The sequence below is a fragment of the Chryseobacterium rhizosphaerae genome (genome assembly GCF_003385455.1).
GTDB lineage: Bacteria > Bacteroidota > Bacteroidia > Flavobacteriales > Weeksellaceae > Chryseobacterium > Chryseobacterium rhizosphaerae.
Genome location: NZ_QNUF01000003.1, coordinates 109,515 through 126,730, shown reverse-complemented (window position 1 = coordinate 126,730; position 17,216 = coordinate 109,515). Strand labels below are relative to the sequence as shown.

Below are 17,216 nucleotides of genomic sequence, written 5' to 3'. Positions count from 1 at the left end.
AAATTATTCTAATCCAGTGAATAGAGTAGTTTCACTTAATTTTAAAAACAAGGAAATATGTATTGGGCAAAGCTTCAAGCAACAACTATTAGGGAAAGAGTTTTTGATGCATTAAATAAAAATTTAAACTATAATACCGAACTTATTCTTGGTCTTCCGGGAACTTATCTGGATCAGGGGCAATTTTATAATTTTCCATTCTTAAAAGAAGCTGCGTTTCTTTCGGTTTTAGTAAATAACCCCAATCATATTGGTTGTCATACTTATAGTGAAGGAGAAAAATATTTTTCCGGTACGCAGCAACTTGAAATAGATCTTCTCAGGATTTGTGCCGTTGAGATTTTGGGTGCTGAAGAATCTGGTTATGATGGATATGTGGCTCCTGGAGGTACAGAGGCAAATATTCAGGCACAATGGATGTATCGAAACTATTTTATGCAAAACGAGAATGCCAAAGCGAAAGAAATAGGTGTTATATTCTCGGAAGATGCCCATTATTCAGTTTATAAAGGATCTAATTTGTTGGGTATTCATCCAATTACTGTGAAGGTAGAGCATGATACCAGAGAAATTTTGTTAGATGATCTTAATAAGAAGCTGGAAGAAGCTTATAATAAAGGAATTCGATACTTAATTATACATCTTTCAATGGGGACTACTATATTTGGCAGTGTAGATTCTCCGGAACCTGTCCTGAAATTGGTGAAGCAATATTTTAAACATTACTTTGTGCATGTTGATGCAGCCTTTGGAGGGTTTATCTATCCCTTTTCTTCACAAAAGAAAGACTTGAGTTTTGAAAATCCTGAGATCAGCTCGATTACTATTGATGGACATAAGATGTTGCAGTCTCCTTATGGGACGGGTGTTTTTTTATGTAGAAAATCATTAATTGAATATGTACAGACGCCGGAAGCATCTTATGTATATGGATCTGATTTTACTCTTTGTGGAAGCCGTTCGGGTGCTAATGCAATCTCCATGTGGATGATACTGATGACCCATGGGTCTGAAGGTTGGTCGCGTATCATACAGGAGTTGATAGATCGTGCAGATTATCTATGCAATGCTCTGAATGAGATGGGAATTAAATATTATAGAAATCCTGACATGAATATTATTACGATTGATGCTAATGAAATATCTGAAGGCATTGCAGAAAAATATTATCTTGTGGCAGATAATTATTTAAAGCCACAATGGAGAAAGGTGGTGGTAATGGCACATGTTAAAAAAGAAATGATAGATCTTTTTTTACTTGATTTAAAAAAAGAGCGAGAAGTTTTGATTAGTAAGTAAATGCTATTCAGCTGCTTTAAATATATTGGTGTCATCTGCAGAATTAAACCCGGCTACACCGCCACTTACTGCAAACTTCATTGCTGAAGCTGCATTCATTCCTACTACAGGTTTGATGTTTTTTTCCTCAGTCACAATTACCCAGCCCGAAATAGCATACGAGTGGGGAAGATATACTGCAACATAGTTATGCTTATCAACGTCTGACATTTCTTTTTGGGTTAGAAAGCCAATTCTCCATATTTCAGGATTTTCGTTGGTTTTCACCCACACAGGATCGTTGAATTTTTTCTTGTCGCCCACAAATGAAGACATGACATCTTTTGTGGGGGTGTAAATGTGTTTTACACCTGGAGTTTTCTCCAGTAAACTGTCCATGGTGTCAAAGAAGAACCTTCCTACCACGAATTTATTTCCTAAATAGCCCAGAATAGCCGTAAATAATATAATTGAAACAAAAACAAGCCCCGGGATTTGTTTGGCGAGCGACGGAACAAGATTGTCAATAGCACTCACCACATACCAGATCACAAAAATAGTAAGCCCAATAGGGCCAATAATAACTAATCCCTGAAAAAAGTTTTTCAGAAAAATGTTAGCAATATTTTCAAAGCTAGGTTTCTTCAATGTATCGTCTTTACTCTATTATTTTTTAAATTTTACCCGTGGATGGTTTCTTTATTTCCATAGGATTTAATGATGTCGGCTTCATATTCCAGCCATTCTTCCCAGCGTCTGTTTACTGTTTCCGGATCTCCAAGCTGTCTTGCAAAGCCAATAAATGAAGTATAATGGTTGGCTTCAGATATCATGAGCTCTCTATAGAAAACTTTAAGTTCTTCATCTTTAATGTTTTCTGTGAGTACTTTAAATCTTTCACAACTCCTGGCTTCAATCATTGCTGCAAAAAGCAATTTATCTATAATGAGCTCGTCTCTGGATCCTTGAACAATAAATTTTGCTAATTGGTTGACATAATCATCTTTTCTGGCTCTCCCGAAGGTGTAGCCTCTTTTTTTAATGATTTCATGAACCTGATTAAAATGATCCAGTTCTTCCTGGGCAATAGCCAGAAGCTCTGTAACCATTTCGGGATATTCCGGAAGCATTGTGATCAGTGTAATGGCGTTGGTAGCTGCTTTTTGCTCACACCATGCATGATCGGTCAAAATTTCTTCAATGTTTCCTTCCGCAATATTTGCCCACCTGGGATCGGTAGGAAGTTTCAACTTAAACATGTTATAAATTTTTGTAAAATTAAGACAAATTGAGGTAAGAATGATTATTTTATTTCAAATTAACCTCTAAAATGCTAAGATGCGGTCTTTCTCCTTAGGAATTCCAAAATATTCCACCCTGAAGTATCTACCTTTTTTAATCCCGCAGAAATAATAAAGGCTAATATAATATTGATAAAATAGATAAGCAACATCAGTACCCACCAAGGCATGTTTTCTTGTAAAGGAACTACCAGGAAATAAACCAGGGATGAGCTGATTCCCTGCGCGAAATAGAAGAAAATAGCATTTTTACCAATGTAGGTAATGAAATTTTCTTTTGTGATCTTTAATCTGTTATAAAGAGCAAATAAGGTGACAAGGGAAAACAGCGTCCATATGATATAAGGTATTTTGGGAGGGAATTTGTTTTTATTTATTTTGTAAAAAATCTCACCTCCGTAATACCAGAACATCCACAATAAGCTACCGGCAACAAGAAGATATAAAACGGGAATTAGTTTTCCCGGAATTTTTTTTCCACGCATTCTGTTGCCTACTAAAAATACAGCCAGATAGAAGGCTACATAGCCAACCTGGCCCGTAGGATAATATTCAGGGAAAATATGGAATAATATGGTTAAAGCAACACAAATCCCTATAAACCAATTGATATGTTTTGGGAAAAACCTTAAAATTAAAACGCCAAAAACAGTCAGGATATAGTAAACCTTGAGATACCAGAAACTTCCCATTACTACCGGAAAGGTATCGGCATTGGTATATTGGTGAAGATACCAGTTCCCGAGATTCTGCCACTGGGGTGTTGCGGAAATGCTTGTAGTGGCATATTTTGAACCAAATGTTGAATAAAAATGCTGAAGCCATTCCAAAGAAAAGAAACTGAGCCCAAAAACTTTAAAGAAATAATCCATAAAGAAAAGGAATGTTACAAAAATCATATAGGTGATCTGTAGTTTCAGCAGCCTGTACAATGTTTTTTCAATATTCGCTCCTGAAGTAATCCCGCTTAATGCGTAAAAAAGCGCTACATCAAAGACAAGAGAAAATACCCGTACTTCTGCCGGAATATAAAATTGGCCAGACCAGAAAGCGGTATGGATAAATATAATAGAAAGAGTTGCCAGTCCTTTGGCAAAATCAATATAAAGGTCTCTGTTCATTGTTGTAGGATGTGGAGTCAAAAGTAAATAAACTTACGCTATTTTTCAAGTCAATAAAAAAGAGGCAGAATATGCTGCCTCCTTTCTTAAATATGATAAAAATGAATGTTTGTGTTATTTAAGATTTTTAAACTCTTCAGCAGAAATTTCTCCTGTCTGAATTTTTTTCAGCTCATCAATATACTGACTCATATAAGCGTCAATTTCAGGATTAACTGTGTTTTTAGCCATTTTGTAAGTGCCGTTTAAAACTCCCTGATAATAATAGAAGAAATTATAGTCGAAATTAGCTGCATTAAGGTCGTATTGTCCTAAAAGGAAACCTAAACGTACCGCAGATCTTCTCTGGGCAGGTGTTCCATGATGTCCAGGACTGTTGGTCTGATAATCACCTATGCTTTGTGCAAACTCATAGGCTGATGCAATTTCTGTAAAATTGGTTTTGTTGTAACCGTTAGGTCTTCTCAAATAATACCCGGCAAAACCGTCAGCTTCCAATTCATTGGGTCTTGCTGTGTTTTCACTAACAGAAGGGAGTCCAAAGATGTACTGAAGCTGGTGTCCGTATTCATGTGCAAGAATCATGGCATTAACGATATCTCCGCCTTTTGATTTTGCATCGTAATAGATTGCATAGCCATAATAAATTTTTCCTGTGGAATAGGAAATGGCATTGTACGTAGAATTGTAATTGGATGGATCGTCTACAAATCGTAGAGTGGGGTTACTTCTTCCCCAAAGACTTGCAATCTTAGTCATTTGGGCATTCATGAAGTTGGTGTCAGTAGAATTTTGTAAAGATGTTTTCAATACTGCAGTGGAGTTCCAGTTATTGTCCACATAATAACAGATCTTTTCAAGATCGCCCGGCTGATCAATTTTTGCACTTGAAGCTTGGTCCGGTGAAACCGTTTCTTCCATTTTGTCATCGCTGCATGATGTTAATGAAAACGCAGCAATAAATCCTGCTATTAAGCAGAAATTAAGGTTTTTTTTCATAAAAATATTAGTTTGGTAAAACGAAGATATAAAATTATCTTTTACATATGAATACTTTATTACAAAAAATTATTCAAAACATAGTGAATAGATTATTTACAAAAAAAACATTGCTTTGATTGTAAGGGGTTTAGATTTTTATTTGTATATTTGCACCTCGAAATAACTAAAAATTTTATAAACAATGTTTGCAATTGTAGAAATAGCAGGGCTTCAATACAAAGTTGAGCAAGACCAGAAGTTGTTTGTAAACCGTTTAAAAGGAGATAAAGGAGGAAAAGTTTCTTTCGATAAAGTTCTTCTTACTGTAAACGGAGCAATCACTGTAGGCGCCCCAGCTGTAAACGGAATCACTGTAGAAGCAGAGATCCTAGATCACGTAAAAGCTGATAAAGTAATCGTTTTCAAAAAGAAAAGAAGAAAAGGTTACAAAGTGAAAAATGGTCACAGACAATCTTTAACTCAAATCGTAATCACTGGTATTACTGGTTTTGAAGGAGGAGCAAAAAAAGCTGCTAAAAAAGAAACTGTGAAAGCAGAGGTTCTTTCTGACCATGCAACTGTTAACTTTGGTGAAGATCACGAGTTGAACTATCACTTAAAGAAAAACAACTTGTCTCAGTCTAAAGAGAACAGAGAAACTTTAATTACTTTAGGAAAAGCAGTTAAAGTTGAATTAGAAAAGAATATTCTTACTCATGAAGAAGTAGATGCTGCTATCATTAAGAATATCGATCAATTTAAAGCACTTAATAAATAATCCAATAATAAAATGGCACACAAGAAAGGAGTCGGTAGTTCCAAGAACGGTAGAGAGTCTCACTCTAAAAGATTAGGTGTGAAGATTTTCGGAGGACAAGCAGCTATTGCCGGAAATATTATTGTTAGACAAAGAGGTACTCAGCACCACCCAGGTGATAACGTGGGAATCGGTAAAGATCACACTTTGTTTGCATTAATAGATGGTAAAGTAGTTTTCAGAAAGAAAGCAAACAACAGATCTTTCGTATCTGTAGAAGCAAACGCATAATAAGTTAAGCGTTTTATAAAAAATTAAGCCTCAGCATTCATTTGCTGAGGCTTTTTTTTGTCTTTTTTATCCTGAAAAAGAGGCCTGAGCCATTTGTTTACGGAAGAAATAAAAATATTTTCATTAATATTCTATTGCTTGTGAAATATTTATATATTTGTTAAGTGTCATACAATAAGTTAATTGCGGAAGCCGAAAAGCGTATAGAGTAGGCAAAAATTAAAAACTAATTAACATGAAAAATCTAAGAAAATTAACAAAGAAGAACCTTAAAGAAATTAATGGTGGAGCGGGATCGTGTCCTCAGGCTCCAATCAGATCATGCGATGTATGGTGTGGGTTGTCTCCGATAGAGAAATTTCGTTGTATATTCTATGTAGAGCAATCTTGCTCATGTAATTAATGGCGATAACCATCACATTGATATGAATAATCTAAAAAAACTAACAAAGAAGAATTTGAAACTAATTCAGGGAGGTGCAGAAAAATGTCCGCCTATAACAAGTTCTTGTAGTGTATGGTGTGGATGGAGCGCATGGCAGAAGGTACATTGTTTAACCAATACTTACGAAGAACCTTGTGAGTGCTAACAGGTTGACAATATAAATGACTAATAACCATTAATATGCATTGATATGAAAAATCTGAAAAAATTAACTAAAAAAAGTTTAAAGGAAATAAGCGGAGGAGTGACAGCAACGTGCCCTTCTTTATTTCAATCATGTTTTGATTGGTGCAGATGGAACTCATGGCAGCAGGCCAACTGTATGCTTTCTGAGCCATGCACCTTGTCGGAATGTTTTGACTAGTTAATATCAATAGATGCCTTGGGTGTTTTGCCTTATGCCTTCCAATGCATCATAAATGTTAGGTAAAATTGAAAAAATAATCCGCAGCTTCTCTGAAGCCGCGGATTATTTATATGATATTAAAATCCAACCTGAAATCCTGCTTTAATACCGAATTTTGAGATATCCGGTCTGTCAAGATAATTTCCTCGCCAGTTGAAATCCACTCTGAAAATTCTAAGATTTCCAATTCCAATATTCTCAATTCCAAATCCGTATTCAAAGTAAATATGTTCATTGGGCGCTGAGTATTTGAATCCTTCTACGTTAATTGCTTTAGACTCGTCGCTTAATGATCCATAGGCACCTCTTATAAATGCAATCTCTCTAAGCTTTAATTTTTTGATCAATGGAATGTAAGAAAGTATTTTTCCGTTGAAGTGATGCTCAAGGTTAAGGGTGACGTAAGAATCGGCCACGAATTCGTAGTAATTAAGCTGTGAAAAGGTATTAGGTACCAACCCATAGGAAAGGTTGGCGGGAATGATATTCTGTAATGCCAGCGGAACAGTATTAAAGTTTTTTCCGGCCTCAAAGTTAACAATTGTTTTACCGATGGTTCCAATAAGGAATGGCTTGGAAAGCATGAACTGAAGCTTGTCATAATTAAAGTCAGCATTGAAGAGTCCTTCAATTCCCCTTGTATATCTTAATACAATGGTTGGGGCAAGGTTTTTGGCCTGATATCGGTCAATCCCTGTTTGGGAAAATTTTGCTCCCGGTTTTGCTATTATGCTGAAGGTAACATGAGAGTCATTTACTGTTTTTCTTAAGTTTCCGTCTTTATAGTACATAAGGTTGAACAGCTCCAGGTTAGCAGATTTAATGCTTTGCATTACCCCATCTACTCTGAATTGTACGTTTTTCCAAGGTTCAATGGCTGCAAATACTCTGGTTTGATTGACGGAGCTTAAGGAATTGTTTTCACCTCTTGCAAAGAATGTAGAAGTAGATTGTGGACCGGTCATGCCGTCTCCACTGGTCAGCTGTCCTCCCAGCTGAGCAATATCTCTACTGGTTCCGGCTCCTATCATAAACCTGTTAAGCTTATTGAACATATATCTGGCGTCAACACCATATTTTATCTGTTGATCTTTAAATCCATATGCTGTATAAAACTGTACTCTCCATGTATCATTTAATCCGAAATAGGATCTTGCACCCAGTCTTATTCTGTCTCCTTCCACTTCATTTCTTCCGTAGATTGAAAAAATAGGACCAATATCTACGCCCTTAAAGGCATTATAATGACGGGAACCGAGAGTTTCAAATAATTTAACCATATGGTTAAATTTTGGTGTCTGCTGGAGCTGATCAAGCATGTTGTACACCCCCTGTTCAGATTTGGATAATGTGTCAGGTCTTGCTTTTGTCCAATAAGCATCATCTTTTTTGACAAAATCGTCTTCGTATTCCTCTTCTTTTCTCTTGAATACGGTTGGGTCAATTGGTTTATTGAATTCGTAATTTGAATAATCTACGGATCTTTTAGCGATAATACTCTTAGATCCTTTTTTCTTGGAAAAAGGACTTATCTCAAATTCTGTAACCAGTTTTTTAGGGAGGAATGTGGTTTCGTCAGGGTTGTCATATTCCAGTTGGGTAGAAACACTATTGACAAAGTTGACGTTTATTTTTTGTGTTGATTTTAAGGTGGCTCCTATAACAGCATAGGTGTCTGTATCTATATAGAGATTTCCCTGGAAAGCCAGTATATCCTTTCTTTTAGGCTGGTATCTTATATGGAAAGCTTTTTCCCCATGAATGGCAATGGTATCTACCAGGCTGTAGTCATAGGTGCTGAATCCATCTGATCCTACCGGGCTTTGAAATCCTATATCGAAATAATTGAGGGTATTGTCATAGATGTTGATTTCACGATATAGGTTTTTTGCCGAAACGGTGATTACCTGATTATCTTGAAACCCTGAAGTCTTTTGGGCGACAAGTGTTCTTTTGCTGTCTTTTTCAGGCTTATTTTTACCATAATTTTCATAAACAGCTTCATTTATAAAGATGGGAAGACCTAATCTGCCGCTTGCTGTAGAATCAGCATAATCAAAAATGAAATCCAGTTTTTTGAAGATTTTTTTCTTCATAAACGTGCTGTCCAGATTATTAAGGTCAAATTGAGTTTTCTCATATTCCTTGTATGAATAGGTATCAAACTTTTCTAAGCCATTATTTCTTTTGCGTGCCCAGACTTTCTGCATAATGGCATAGGCGGGATTTTCTTTTTTGCTTTTGTATTTGGTTTTTCCGGTATTGATAACAATCTCCTGGATGTTACTCACCTGTGCCTGTGATAGCTGTACCAAGATATTTTCTGAGGTTTCAGGAGTTACATCCAGGGTTTCAGGCGTATAGCTTTTTCTTGAGAATTTTAATGTGCTGATTAAACTGTCAGACTGAATAACAAAGCTTCCGGAAGTTGTCGTAAGTGCCGGGATTTTACTGTTATTGATAAAGATATCAACTTTAGTAAGCTCTTTGTTATTTTTTTCATCGACAATTCTTCCGCTTACTCTATTTTGAGCCAACGAAAAGCTGGTGAAAAGCAGGAAAAAAAATAAAAAATTGTGTTTAGGGTTATTGTTTAACATCATTCGTTTCTTCAAGCAATTATCACAAACAAAAAGTATGCAGTTTATTCAAAAAAATAGAAAAAAATAGAAAAAATTATTATTCCCTATAAGTTTGCAAATGTAACGAAAATAATACTAGCAATTATTAAGATTCAGAGATGATTTTTAAGCGCTTAAAATGTAATGAATCAGGAGATTAAATTGATGTGAAAAGTCACAACATTTACGACTTATACTAAGATGAAAATGATGAGCTGAAGACCTTTATTGTTTGCTGTTTTCAGCAAACAGAAGATTTATTAATCAAAAAAGACTTACATTTCTGTAAGTCTTTTTGCTCCTCCTGCTGGGCTCGAACCAGCGACCCTCTGATTAACAGTCAGATGCTCTAACCAACTGAGCTAAGGAGGAATTTTCCTTATTTTTAAGTGATGCAAATATAAGAGGAATATTAATATCAGTCAAGTTTTATCCCCAATTATCGATGGTTTTAAACTAAATATGTTGAATTTCAGTAAGAAATATTTCACTTATTTTTAATTTCATCTTAGATATCTTCGAATAAATGTTTAAAATACCGCTCCGGATGCTCCAAAAAATTCCTTGTCAGCTGATAGTGCTCCGTTTCTTTGTATGGGATACGTTGAATTTTGTCATCTAATAAATAGATTTCAGCATTCGGGTAGCTCATCAAGATAGGTGAGTGGCTTGAAATAATGAACTGAGCTTTTCCTGCTTTTTCTAATTTGTGGATGATGGAGAGCAAAGAAAGCTGTCTCTGGGGTGATAGAGCAGACTCGGGTTCGTCAAGGATATAAATTCCTTTTTGAAAGTGATTGTGGAATAATGATAGGAAAGCCTCGCCATGTGATTGCTGGTGCAGAGACTTGCCTCCATAGGCCTCCAAGACCCTTCTGTCTTCTTCAGCTACTTCATCGATATAGGTGGCAAAATTGAAAAAACTCTCAGCTCTCATGAAGAATCCCTGTGTCGTTTTGGTACTCCAGGAAAGCACAAGGTGTTCTGATAACCCGGATTCTGTTTTATGGAAATTATAATGATGATTTCGGCTTCCTCCGGCCACATTGAAATCGCAGTTTTCCGCAATAGCTTCCAACAGTGTTGATTTACCGATTCCGTTTTCTCCAACGAAAAAAGTAACATTGTTTTTAAGCCTTAGATCCAAGCCTTTACTCAAAAAAGGAAGGTTAAAAGGGAAGTCTTGCGGGTGGTTATCTTTTAAATAGATCCGGGATAGGTAAGGCATTGTTTATATAATTACAGTATATCAATGTCTAGTAAGCAAAATATATGCAAATAAAAAAAGACTTACAAAATGTAAGTCTTTTTTTGGCTCCTCCTGCTGGGCTCGAACCAGCGACCCTCTGATTAACAGTCAGATGCTCTAACCAACTGAGCTAAGGAGGAATGTCCTTGTTTTTAAGTGGTGCAAATATAGGACGAATATTTATACCCTGCAAATATTTTTAATAAATTTTCTCAAAAAAATTATAAACCTCCGGTAAGCATTTTAAAAATGTCGCTTCCGAATATCAGTACCATTAATCCTAACAGGAAGATAACCCCCACCATTTGAGCATTTTCCAATACTTTTTGTGGAACAGGTTTTCCTACAATGATCTCATATAAGGTAAATAAAACGTGACCTCCGTCAAGTCCCGGAATTGGAATAAGATTAAGGAATGCCAACCATACGGAGAACATTGCTGTAAAGCCCCAAAATGCTGACCAGTCAATGGAAACATGTCCTGTAGCATCTTTATTTATAGGCATATTTTTTACAATAGCGATGGGTCCGCCTACTTTCTTGTATCCTTTGATCTTTTTATTGAAGATTAATTTGAACTGCTTAATCTGGTACGTTAAACTCTCAATCGTAAGTGTGAATCCCCTTTTGATTGATCCGAAGAAGTTATAATCGTTATGAACAGAATATTTTTCAATTTCTTTGAATGCTAAGATTCCAATTGTTCCTTCTTTCGATACCGGGATTTTTAAATCTTCCACCTGATTATTTCTCAAGACTTGAAAATCTGCTACTTTTCCGGCGTTAGGAACTACCAAAGGTTTTACTTCATCATAATAATTAAGTGGCTTTCCGTTGATAGAAAGTATTTTGTCACCGATTCTTAATCCTGCATCCAGAGTAGATTTTGTTACAATAGTATCCACAACAGGAGACATTCTTGGAGTTAAGAATGCTTTAGGTTCAGGATCTTGGAATGCAAAAGCCTTTCCGTCGTCATTGGTTGGGAAAGTAACCTCTTTTCCATCTCTTAAAACAGTTATTTCATCACTCAATAAAACATCAAGTGCTAATTTTTTGAAATCTTTCTGAACGTTTCCGTCTACTTTTAAGATCTTATCCCCATCCTGAAAGCCCATTTTTTTTGCGGCTTCCGTATAATGAAGTGGGGTTGTAATTTTATCCGCTTCAAAAATATTTTCTCCATTTTTCCCAACCAGTGCTGAAAATATGATCCATGCAAGGAAAAAGTTGACAGTAACTCCACCAAGCATAATGATCAGTCTCTGCCAGGCTGGTTTAGCTCTGAATTCCCAAGATTCCGGATCTTTTTTTAGCTGTGCGGTATCCATGCTTTCGTCTACCATTCCAGCAATTTTCACATATCCTCCGAAAGGAAGCCATCCGATTCCGTATTTGGTCTGCTCAGGATGTTTTCTCCAGTCACTGTCTGGAAGTTTTGATATATCGATAGGAACTTCTTCCTTCTTTCCGTTAACCTCTGTTACTTCAGTATCCGGCAGGTTTTTTGAGAAGAATTTATACTTCCATTGACCATTGATTTTCTTCATTGAGAAAATTGAAAAGTAAGGATCAAAAAACAGGAAGAATTTTTCGGCTCTTGTTTTAAACCATATGGCCGGTAAGAAGTGCCCAAGCTCATGAAGAACTACCAGTATAGAGATACTCAGAATGAACTGAAAGAGTTTGATTGCTATTTCCATTAATAAATTTTAGATTTTAATTTGCAAAGGTAACAATTATCAAAACTATGCCAAATAAAAAAGCCCCTCTAAACGAGAAGCTTTGTCATATTTAAAGACGATTGGTTATAAATTGAACGAAACTCCAAGACTTCCATTATTACCGACCTCTGCAAAAACGCCAATTTTTTCTGTGAAAAAGTAACGTGCCCCAATATGAGCTCCTATTCCGAAGTCTTTTCCAAGCACTCCCAGATCAACTCCCGGGTAGATATCCCATTTGGAAGGAAGATTCAAAGCTTCCTGTAAGTGAAAATTCAGTCTTCCGAAAACAAAAACACGGTTGTCTTTATCGTTATCTTTGTAATTGTCGAAGTAACCATTGATACCGGCTCCCACTGATATCATTTTGTTTAGTCCATAATCATAAGTCCCCGTAATACCTGTTCCGTATCCCCAGGCACTTAAACCCAACTGAATTTTCTGGTCTCCTTTTCCTGTCCAAGCCTGAGCATTGGCAGCAACTCCAAAAAAGAGTACCATCACCATAAAAACCAATTTCTTCATAAATTTCTAATTTTTAATGATATTAATAAAAATTATCAGCATCAAAAATGAAACCGAAAACCATCAATCTGGTAAAAACAGAAGACTTTATGAATTATTAAGAAATTCAATCTTTTAATAAAAAGTTTTAAGAAAGAGACCGTAGCGGGTAAAGAAGAAACGATCTACGGTCTCTTTATCCGTTTGTAAATATAAAAGCCGTATTTTTATAAATCGGATTGTAATAATTTAAACGTACATTAAAGATGAAAGTGGTAGGACTTAATTTAGATATCATCTGGAAAGATAAAACCGGAAATTTTAAAGCTATAGAACATGAGCTTCAGCATCAGGAAGCTGATCTTTTTATGTTGCCCGAAATGTTTTCAACAGGTTTTTGTATGGATGCTTCTGAAGTTTCGGATAGAAATGAAGAATCTCTGGAGTTTTTAAAAACTATTTCAAAAGAAAAGAATACGGCTTTCTGCGGAAGTGCTCCGGTAGAGCAGAATGGTCATTTTTATAATAGAATGTATTTTGTACAGCCGGATGGAGAAACTGTGTTTTATAATAAAAGACATTTATTTTCCTTTTCAGGGGAAGATAAAGTGTATACTCCCGGAAAAGAACGGGTTATTGTCAGCTATAAAGGAATCAGATTTCTGCTTCAGGTGTGTTATGATCTTCGTTTTCCTGTTTTTGCAAGAAACAATGATGATTATGACGCTATTTTATATGTAGCTAATTGGCCGGAGAAAAGAGTAGGGGCCTGGGAACATCTTTTAAAAGCAAGAGCTATTGAAAACCTGTCTTTTGTTTTTGGTTTAAACAGAATAGGAACGGACGGAAATAATCTCTTTTATCAGGAAAGTTCGCACTGCTTTTTTGCTGATGGCAAAGAAATTTCCCATAAAAACGGGAATGTGGTATCTGCAGAATTGGATATGAATGAATTGGCCGATTTTAGAAAACACTTCCAGTTTTTAAATGACCGGGATGATTTCTCAATTCAATGGTAAGAGAGTTGAGATTGAGGTTGAGCCTTATGATTAAAAGCTCAACCTTAATCTTAGCCTTAGTTAAATATATTGCTGAAGAAGAGTCGTCAGGGTATTGACATCATGTACTCCGCTTTCTTTCCATAAAAGCTCGCCATTTTTGAAAATGGCTAGTGTAGGGACTCCCCGAACTCCGTATTGTGATGCAATTGCCGGATATTGGTCCACATCTATTTTTATAATTCTGGCTCCTTCTCCGATATTCTCTTTTACAGTGTTCAGCACCGAAGACTGTACCTTACAAGGCTGACACCAGGTTGCGAAAAAATCAATAAGTACCGGTCTTTCGGAGTTTATGATTTCCTGAAATTTTTGTGACATAGTTTTTTAGCTTATTCAAATTATTTATTGTCAGTTTCGTTCTGGATTGCTTTTACATTTTTCCAGGATGTTCCGTCGTAAGCTTCTACGCCGTTTTTCTTTAAAATTTCCATGGCCTGGTCTGCCTGCATTCCTTTGTTACAGAATATCACTACTTTTTTGCCTTTTAATGTTTCAATATTATTCTGAATTTCAGCCAGAGGAATATTGATGGCATCTTTAGCTGTTCCTGCAGCATATTGTTCAGGAATTCTTACATCTACCAATGTTACTTCCGAACTGTTTACCACTTCTTTAATATTGGCTTTTGGAGCCTCCGCAAGATTGGTTGTTTTGCAGGAAGCTAAGATAAAAGCTGAAGCGAAAATAAGTCCCCAAAATTGAATTCTCATGAATTTATAATGTTTTGGACTGACATACAAAATCCGTTGTTGGAAATTTTTCTGTCTTTTTGATTCCGTTAAAACCTCCTTCGATTTCTGTGAAATTCCTGATCCCGTGAGAATTAAGAATGCTGGCAGCAATCATGCTTCTGTATCCACCTGCACAGTGCAGGAAAAAATGTTTTGAATCATCGATGCCACGAGCCCATTCACTGATGGTGTCTAATGGTTTGTTATAAGCATTGTCAATATGCTCTGCTGAGTATTCACTCAGTTTTCTGACGTCAATAACGGTAGCCTCTTCTGTAAACTGATCTGCAAATTCAGTGGGAGTAATTCTTTTGATTTCATCAATTTCTCTGCCTGCTTTTTTCCAGGCTTCAAAACCTCCTTTTAAATAGCCTACAACATGATCAAAACCTACCCGGCTTAATCTGGTAATCACTTCTTCTTCCATTTCAGTATCTGTTACCAACAGCAGAGGATGTTTTACATCCACGATAAGCGTTCCTACCCATGGAGCAAAGTCACCTTTTATTCCAATATTGATGGAGTTTGGAATAAATCCTTTATGGAATTCTGCAGCACTTCTGGTATCTAGAATTAAAGCACCGGTTTCTTCTGCAAAAGCCTCAAAATCTTCTGCGGAAACAGGCGTTAACCCTTTGTCCATCACAACGTCAAGACTTTCATATCCGCCTTTGTTCATGGCTACATTCATCCCGAAATATTTTGGAGGAGCCGTTAACCCATCCAGAACTTCCCTGATAAAAGATTCTTTATCGGGCTGGTTCAGTGCATAATTGGTTCTTTTCTGATTTCCCAGAATATCTACCGTTTCCTTTTGCATGTTTTTTCCACACGCAGAGCCGGCACCGTGTGCAGGATAAACAGTGATGCTGTCATCCAGTGGCATAATTTTGCTTTGAAGGCTGTCGTATAAAATACCGGCAAGATCTTCCTGAGTGAGGCTGGTTGCCTTTTGGGCAAGATCCGGTCTTCCCACATCACCTAAAAACAGAGTGTCTCCTGTGAAAATTGCCGTTTCAGTACCATTTTCGTCAATCAAAAGGTAGGTGCTGCTTTCCATTGTATGACCTGGGGTATGCAGTACTTTTATTTTTATTTTTCCAATTTCAAAAATTTGGTTGTCTTCCGCAATGATAGCTTCAAATTCAGGAGCAGCAGTTGGTCCGTAAATAATTGGAGCACCCGTCTTTTCACTTAAGTCTAAATGACCTGAAACAAAATCAGCGTGAAAGTGGGTTTCAAAAATATATTTTAAGGTGACATTGTCTTTTTCCAAGCGATCCAGATAAGGTTTTACCTCTCTTAGCGGATCTATAATGGCAGCTTCATTTTCTGATACAATATAATAGGCACCCTGAGCCAGACAGCCCGTATATATTTGTTCAATTTTCATTGGGTATTTTTTTAATGAGTTAAAGATACAAAGTATTAGATGAATTGTAAACGAAATGTTAAATCTGAATAATAGTTTCTTTCAATACAATAACACGGTAAATACTTAGATCCCTTTCCTTTCAACAAAAATAATGCCTTAGGGAATGTTAATTTTTAAATGCTGTTTTTTATCATGTTCTTGTAATAAAACTTAAGATATAAAGCTATTTAAACTTTTTTACTCAACCACAAATCGAAGATTATCTCCTTTCAGTCGATGAATATTATTTCGACGTAGTCAAAAACCACAAAACTTTTGCGTAATTTTTATACACAAAGTATATAACTTAAATAGCTTAAGTGTTTAAAAATCTTTTATGGCTTTTATGGTTAAGTTTAAACGGACTTGTTATCTATTCCAGTTTATAATATATTTTGTATACAATTTCATTGGTGTTTTCTGAAATATTTTTATCCGTTTTGAATTGGATATACTCATCTTTTCTGGCCTCTCCTTCCTCATAATTAATCAATCTGTTATACTTATCATAAATATGATCTTTAATTTTTTGGTTGTCGGCTATGGTGATCATTTGAGTAAAATATTTTTTTGTGTCCTCGTGCAGGGGCCAATCTTTTTCATGGGCTTTATAGAATGCTATCATTTTCTCAATGGCATAAACCTCAGAATCAATTTTCATATCATTAAATCCTGTCAGAAGTTCTTTTTTTTCTGAGTGGTTCCCTAACCATTCTATTTTAGCCTTAGCTGCAGCGATTGTGGAGTACATCATCATAGAATCTCTCTTCACAACGGGAGACAGAATGATGTCCGGTGTCTGATCGATCGGCAGAGGTTTTTTAGAAGCGATATCCAGGAGGCCAAAATATCCTTCAGTTTTATCTTTTAATTCAGCCAGCTGACCCTGGGTCATATCATCACTGGATATTCTGATCTTAAAATTCCATCCTCCACATTCATAAATAGAAAGAAGAGACATTTTATCAGTATACTTTACCCCTTTGAAAAAATCGCGTTCACCCATTGAGTGATTGAATATGGAATAAATATAATTTACTTTTATCTGGTCATTGGAAGCATTTCCAAATGAAGGTTTTATATCTGTACCTTTATTGGAATTCTGATTAAGGGCATATTCATATGAAGAAAACTCATCTCTAAGCGATTGGTTGTCAATTGATTTTCTGGGATAAATATACAGCGTGAGTATAGTCTTGTTCTTTTTTGTGCTTTGCTGTATATAGCTTATGGCTACATGCTTATTCTGCATATCATAAGAATAAATGGCCTCTCTTTGGAACCCTGACCACAGTGGAGGGAAAATCACTGAAGAGGCTTGATGAGTGAAAT

At 36.0% G+C, this 17,216-nt stretch carries 18 protein-coding genes and 2 tRNA genes; 6 read left to right on the top strand and 14 right to left on the bottom strand.

Translation table 11 applies throughout. The features are described 5' to 3' along the window. Positions 1-57 precede the first annotated feature (57 nt). Positions 58-1,299: an aminotransferase class I/II-fold pyridoxal phosphate-dependent enzyme gene (locus DRF57_RS03545; RefSeq protein WP_115916951.1), complete on the top strand. Its 1,242-nt coding sequence runs from the start codon at positions 58-60 to the stop codon at positions 1,297-1,299. A gap of 3 nt (positions 1,300-1,302) precedes the next feature. Here the strand turns inward: DRF57_RS03545 and DRF57_RS03540 are convergent, their stop codons facing one another. The 4 genes from DRF57_RS03540 to DRF57_RS03525 form a co-directional block, all read right to left on the bottom strand. Continuing rightward, complete coding sequence (locus tag DRF57_RS03540; RefSeq protein ID WP_047489618.1) at positions 1,303-1,926, bottom strand: DUF502 domain-containing protein; 624 nt, start codon at positions 1,924-1,926, stop codon at positions 1,303-1,305. Positions 1,927-1,958: 32 nt separating this feature from the next. Next, the gene (miaE, locus tag DRF57_RS03535) at positions 1,959-2,537 is read right to left on the bottom strand and encodes a tRNA-(ms[2]io[6]A)-hydroxylase (RefSeq protein WP_047489616.1); all 579 of its coding nucleotides are present in this window, start codon (positions 2,535-2,537) and stop codon (positions 1,959-1,961) included. A 74-nt stretch (positions 2,538-2,611) separates the two neighbouring features. Then, entirely contained in the window at positions 2,612-3,700 is a 1,089-nt protein-coding gene (locus tag DRF57_RS03530; protein WP_115916949.1) for an acyltransferase family protein, read from the bottom strand. A gap of 114 nt (positions 3,701-3,814) precedes the next feature. Beyond that, the gene (locus DRF57_RS03525; RefSeq protein WP_115916947.1) at positions 3,815-4,699 is read right to left on the bottom strand and encodes a neutral zinc metallopeptidase; all 885 of its coding nucleotides are present in this window, start codon (positions 4,697-4,699) and stop codon (positions 3,815-3,817) included. A gap of 184 nt (positions 4,700-4,883) precedes the next feature. On the opposite strand from DRF57_RS03525, the gene rplU reads away from it, so the two are divergent. From rplU to DRF57_RS24250, 4 genes are all read left to right on the top strand, one after another. Further along, positions 4,884-5,459, top strand: a complete 576-nt coding sequence (gene rplU / locus DRF57_RS03520) for a 50S ribosomal protein L21 (protein ID WP_081989034.1) — start codon at positions 4,884-4,886, stop codon at positions 5,457-5,459. Positions 5,460-5,471: 12 nt separating this feature from the next. Then, positions 5,472-5,729 (top strand): 50S ribosomal protein L27, encoded by a 258-nt coding sequence (rpmA, locus tag DRF57_RS03515; RefSeq protein ID WP_047489604.1) that lies wholly within the window; start codon positions 5,472-5,474, stop codon positions 5,727-5,729. 235 nt (positions 5,730-5,964) lie between these two features. Continuing rightward, a complete protein-coding gene (locus tag DRF57_RS23570) occupies positions 5,965-6,132 on the top strand; it encodes a bacteriocin-like protein (RefSeq protein WP_157969872.1) in 168 nt (55 codons plus the stop codon). Positions 6,133-6,364: 232 nt separating this feature from the next. Continuing rightward, entirely contained in the window at positions 6,365-6,538 is a 174-nt protein-coding gene (locus tag DRF57_RS24250) for a bacteriocin-like protein (protein ID WP_115916945.1), read from the top strand. A gap of 119 nt (positions 6,539-6,657) precedes the next feature. Here the strand turns inward: DRF57_RS24250 and DRF57_RS03505 are convergent, their stop codons facing one another. From DRF57_RS03505 to DRF57_RS03480, 6 genes are all read right to left on the bottom strand, one after another. Further along, positions 6,658-9,183, bottom strand: coding sequence for a DUF5686 family protein (locus tag DRF57_RS03505; protein WP_228406246.1), 2,526 nt, complete (start codon positions 9,181-9,183; stop codon positions 6,658-6,660). Between the two features lie 316 nt (positions 9,184-9,499). Then, positions 9,500-9,573, bottom strand: a tRNA-Asn gene (locus DRF57_RS03500). A 136-nt stretch (positions 9,574-9,709) separates the two neighbouring features. Then, positions 9,710-10,429: an AAA family ATPase gene (locus DRF57_RS03495; RefSeq protein ID WP_115916941.1), complete on the bottom strand. Its 720-nt coding sequence runs from the start codon at positions 10,427-10,429 to the stop codon at positions 9,710-9,712. A gap of 84 nt (positions 10,430-10,513) precedes the next feature. Continuing rightward, positions 10,514-10,590 (bottom strand) — tRNA-Asn (locus DRF57_RS03490). A gap of 81 nt (positions 10,591-10,671) precedes the next feature. Beyond that, positions 10,672-12,153 carry an RIP metalloprotease RseP gene (gene rseP, locus DRF57_RS03485; protein WP_047491947.1) on the bottom strand — a complete coding sequence of 494 codons (1,482 nt, stop codon included), beginning with the start codon at positions 12,151-12,153 and terminating at the stop codon, positions 10,672-10,674. Positions 12,154-12,258: 105 nt separating this feature from the next. Then, positions 12,259-12,699 (bottom strand): DUF6646 family protein, encoded by a 441-nt coding sequence (locus tag DRF57_RS03480; RefSeq protein ID WP_047491944.1) that lies wholly within the window; start codon positions 12,697-12,699, stop codon positions 12,259-12,261. 245 nt (positions 12,700-12,944) lie between these two features. On the opposite strand from DRF57_RS03480, the gene DRF57_RS03475 reads away from it, so the two are divergent. Then, entirely contained in the window at positions 12,945-13,697 is a 753-nt protein-coding gene (locus tag DRF57_RS03475) for a nitrilase-related carbon-nitrogen hydrolase (protein WP_084086955.1), read from the top strand. A gap of 60 nt (positions 13,698-13,757) precedes the next feature. Here DRF57_RS03475 and DRF57_RS03470 read toward each other — a convergent pair whose 3' ends face one another. The 4 genes from DRF57_RS03470 to DRF57_RS03455 all read right to left on the bottom strand — a co-directional run bounded on the left by DRF57_RS03470 (position 13,758) and on the right by DRF57_RS03455 (position 17,136). Continuing rightward, positions 13,758-14,057 carry a thioredoxin family protein gene (locus DRF57_RS03470; protein WP_047491938.1) on the bottom strand — a complete coding sequence of 100 codons (300 nt, stop codon included), beginning with the start codon at positions 14,055-14,057 and terminating at the stop codon, positions 13,758-13,760. A 20-nt stretch (positions 14,058-14,077) separates the two neighbouring features. After that, the gene (locus DRF57_RS03465; protein ID WP_115916939.1) at positions 14,078-14,449 is read right to left on the bottom strand and encodes a rhodanese-like domain-containing protein; all 372 of its coding nucleotides are present in this window, start codon (positions 14,447-14,449) and stop codon (positions 14,078-14,080) included. Between the two features lie 4 nt (positions 14,450-14,453). Beyond that, positions 14,454-15,863: an MBL fold metallo-hydrolase gene (locus DRF57_RS03460; RefSeq protein ID WP_047491935.1), complete on the bottom strand. Its 1,410-nt coding sequence runs from the start codon at positions 15,861-15,863 to the stop codon at positions 14,454-14,456. 394 nt (positions 15,864-16,257) lie between these two features. Next, positions 16,258-17,136, bottom strand: coding sequence for a hypothetical protein (locus DRF57_RS03455; protein ID WP_123863273.1), 879 nt, complete (start codon positions 17,134-17,136; stop codon positions 16,258-16,260). Positions 17,137-17,216: the final 80 nt, after the last annotated feature.

What these genes read in the sequence shown, in the direction of transcription:
- DRF57_RS03545 (WP_115916951.1), top strand. Translation starts at nt 58, where the DNA reads ATGTATTGGGCAAAGCTTCAAGCAACAACTATTAGGGAAAGAGTTTTT.
- miaE (WP_047489616.1), bottom strand. Translation starts at nt 2,537, where the DNA reads ATGTTTAAGTTGAAACTTCCTACCGATCCCAGGTGGGCAAATATTGCG.
- DRF57_RS03530 (WP_115916949.1), bottom strand. Translation starts at nt 3,700, where the DNA reads ATGAACAGAGACCTTTATATTGATTTTGCCAAAGGACTGGCAACTCTT.
- DRF57_RS03525 (WP_115916947.1), bottom strand. Translation starts at nt 4,699, where the DNA reads ATGAAAAAAAACCTTAATTTCTGCTTAATAGCAGGATTTATTGCTGCG.
- rplU (WP_081989034.1), top strand. Translation starts at nt 4,884, where the DNA reads ATGTTTGCAATTGTAGAAATAGCAGGGCTTCAATACAAAGTTGAGCAA.
- rpmA (WP_047489604.1), top strand. Translation starts at nt 5,472, where the DNA reads ATGGCACACAAGAAAGGAGTCGGTAGTTCCAAGAACGGTAGAGAGTCT.
- DRF57_RS23570 (WP_157969872.1), top strand. Translation starts at nt 5,965, where the DNA reads ATGAAAAATCTAAGAAAATTAACAAAGAAGAACCTTAAAGAAATTAAT.
- DRF57_RS24250 (WP_115916945.1), top strand. Translation starts at nt 6,365, where the DNA reads ATGAAAAATCTGAAAAAATTAACTAAAAAAAGTTTAAAGGAAATAAGC.
- DRF57_RS03505 (WP_228406246.1), bottom strand. Translation starts at nt 9,183, where the DNA reads ATGATGTTAAACAATAACCCTAAACACAATTTTTTATTTTTTTTCCTG.
- DRF57_RS03495 (WP_115916941.1), bottom strand. Translation starts at nt 10,429, where the DNA reads ATGCCTTACCTATCCCGGATCTATTTAAAAGATAACCACCCGCAAGAC.
- rseP (WP_047491947.1), bottom strand. Translation starts at nt 12,153, where the DNA reads ATGGAAATAGCAATCAAACTCTTTCAGTTCATTCTGAGTATCTCTATA.
- DRF57_RS03480 (WP_047491944.1), bottom strand. Translation starts at nt 12,699, where the DNA reads ATGAAGAAATTGGTTTTTATGGTGATGGTACTCTTTTTTGGAGTTGCT.
- DRF57_RS03475 (WP_084086955.1), top strand. Translation starts at nt 12,945, where the DNA reads ATGAAAGTGGTAGGACTTAATTTAGATATCATCTGGAAAGATAAAACC.
- DRF57_RS03470 (WP_047491938.1), bottom strand. Translation starts at nt 14,057, where the DNA reads ATGTCACAAAAATTTCAGGAAATCATAAACTCCGAAAGACCGGTACTT.
- DRF57_RS03465 (WP_115916939.1), bottom strand. Translation starts at nt 14,449, where the DNA reads ATGAGAATTCAATTTTGGGGACTTATTTTCGCTTCAGCTTTTATCTTA.
- DRF57_RS03460 (WP_047491935.1), bottom strand. Translation starts at nt 15,863, where the DNA reads ATGAAAATTGAACAAATATATACGGGCTGTCTGGCTCAGGGTGCCTAT.
- DRF57_RS03455 (WP_123863273.1), bottom strand. Translation starts at nt 17,136, where the DNA reads ATGCAGAATAAGCATGTAGCCATAAGCTATATACAGCAAAGCACAAAA.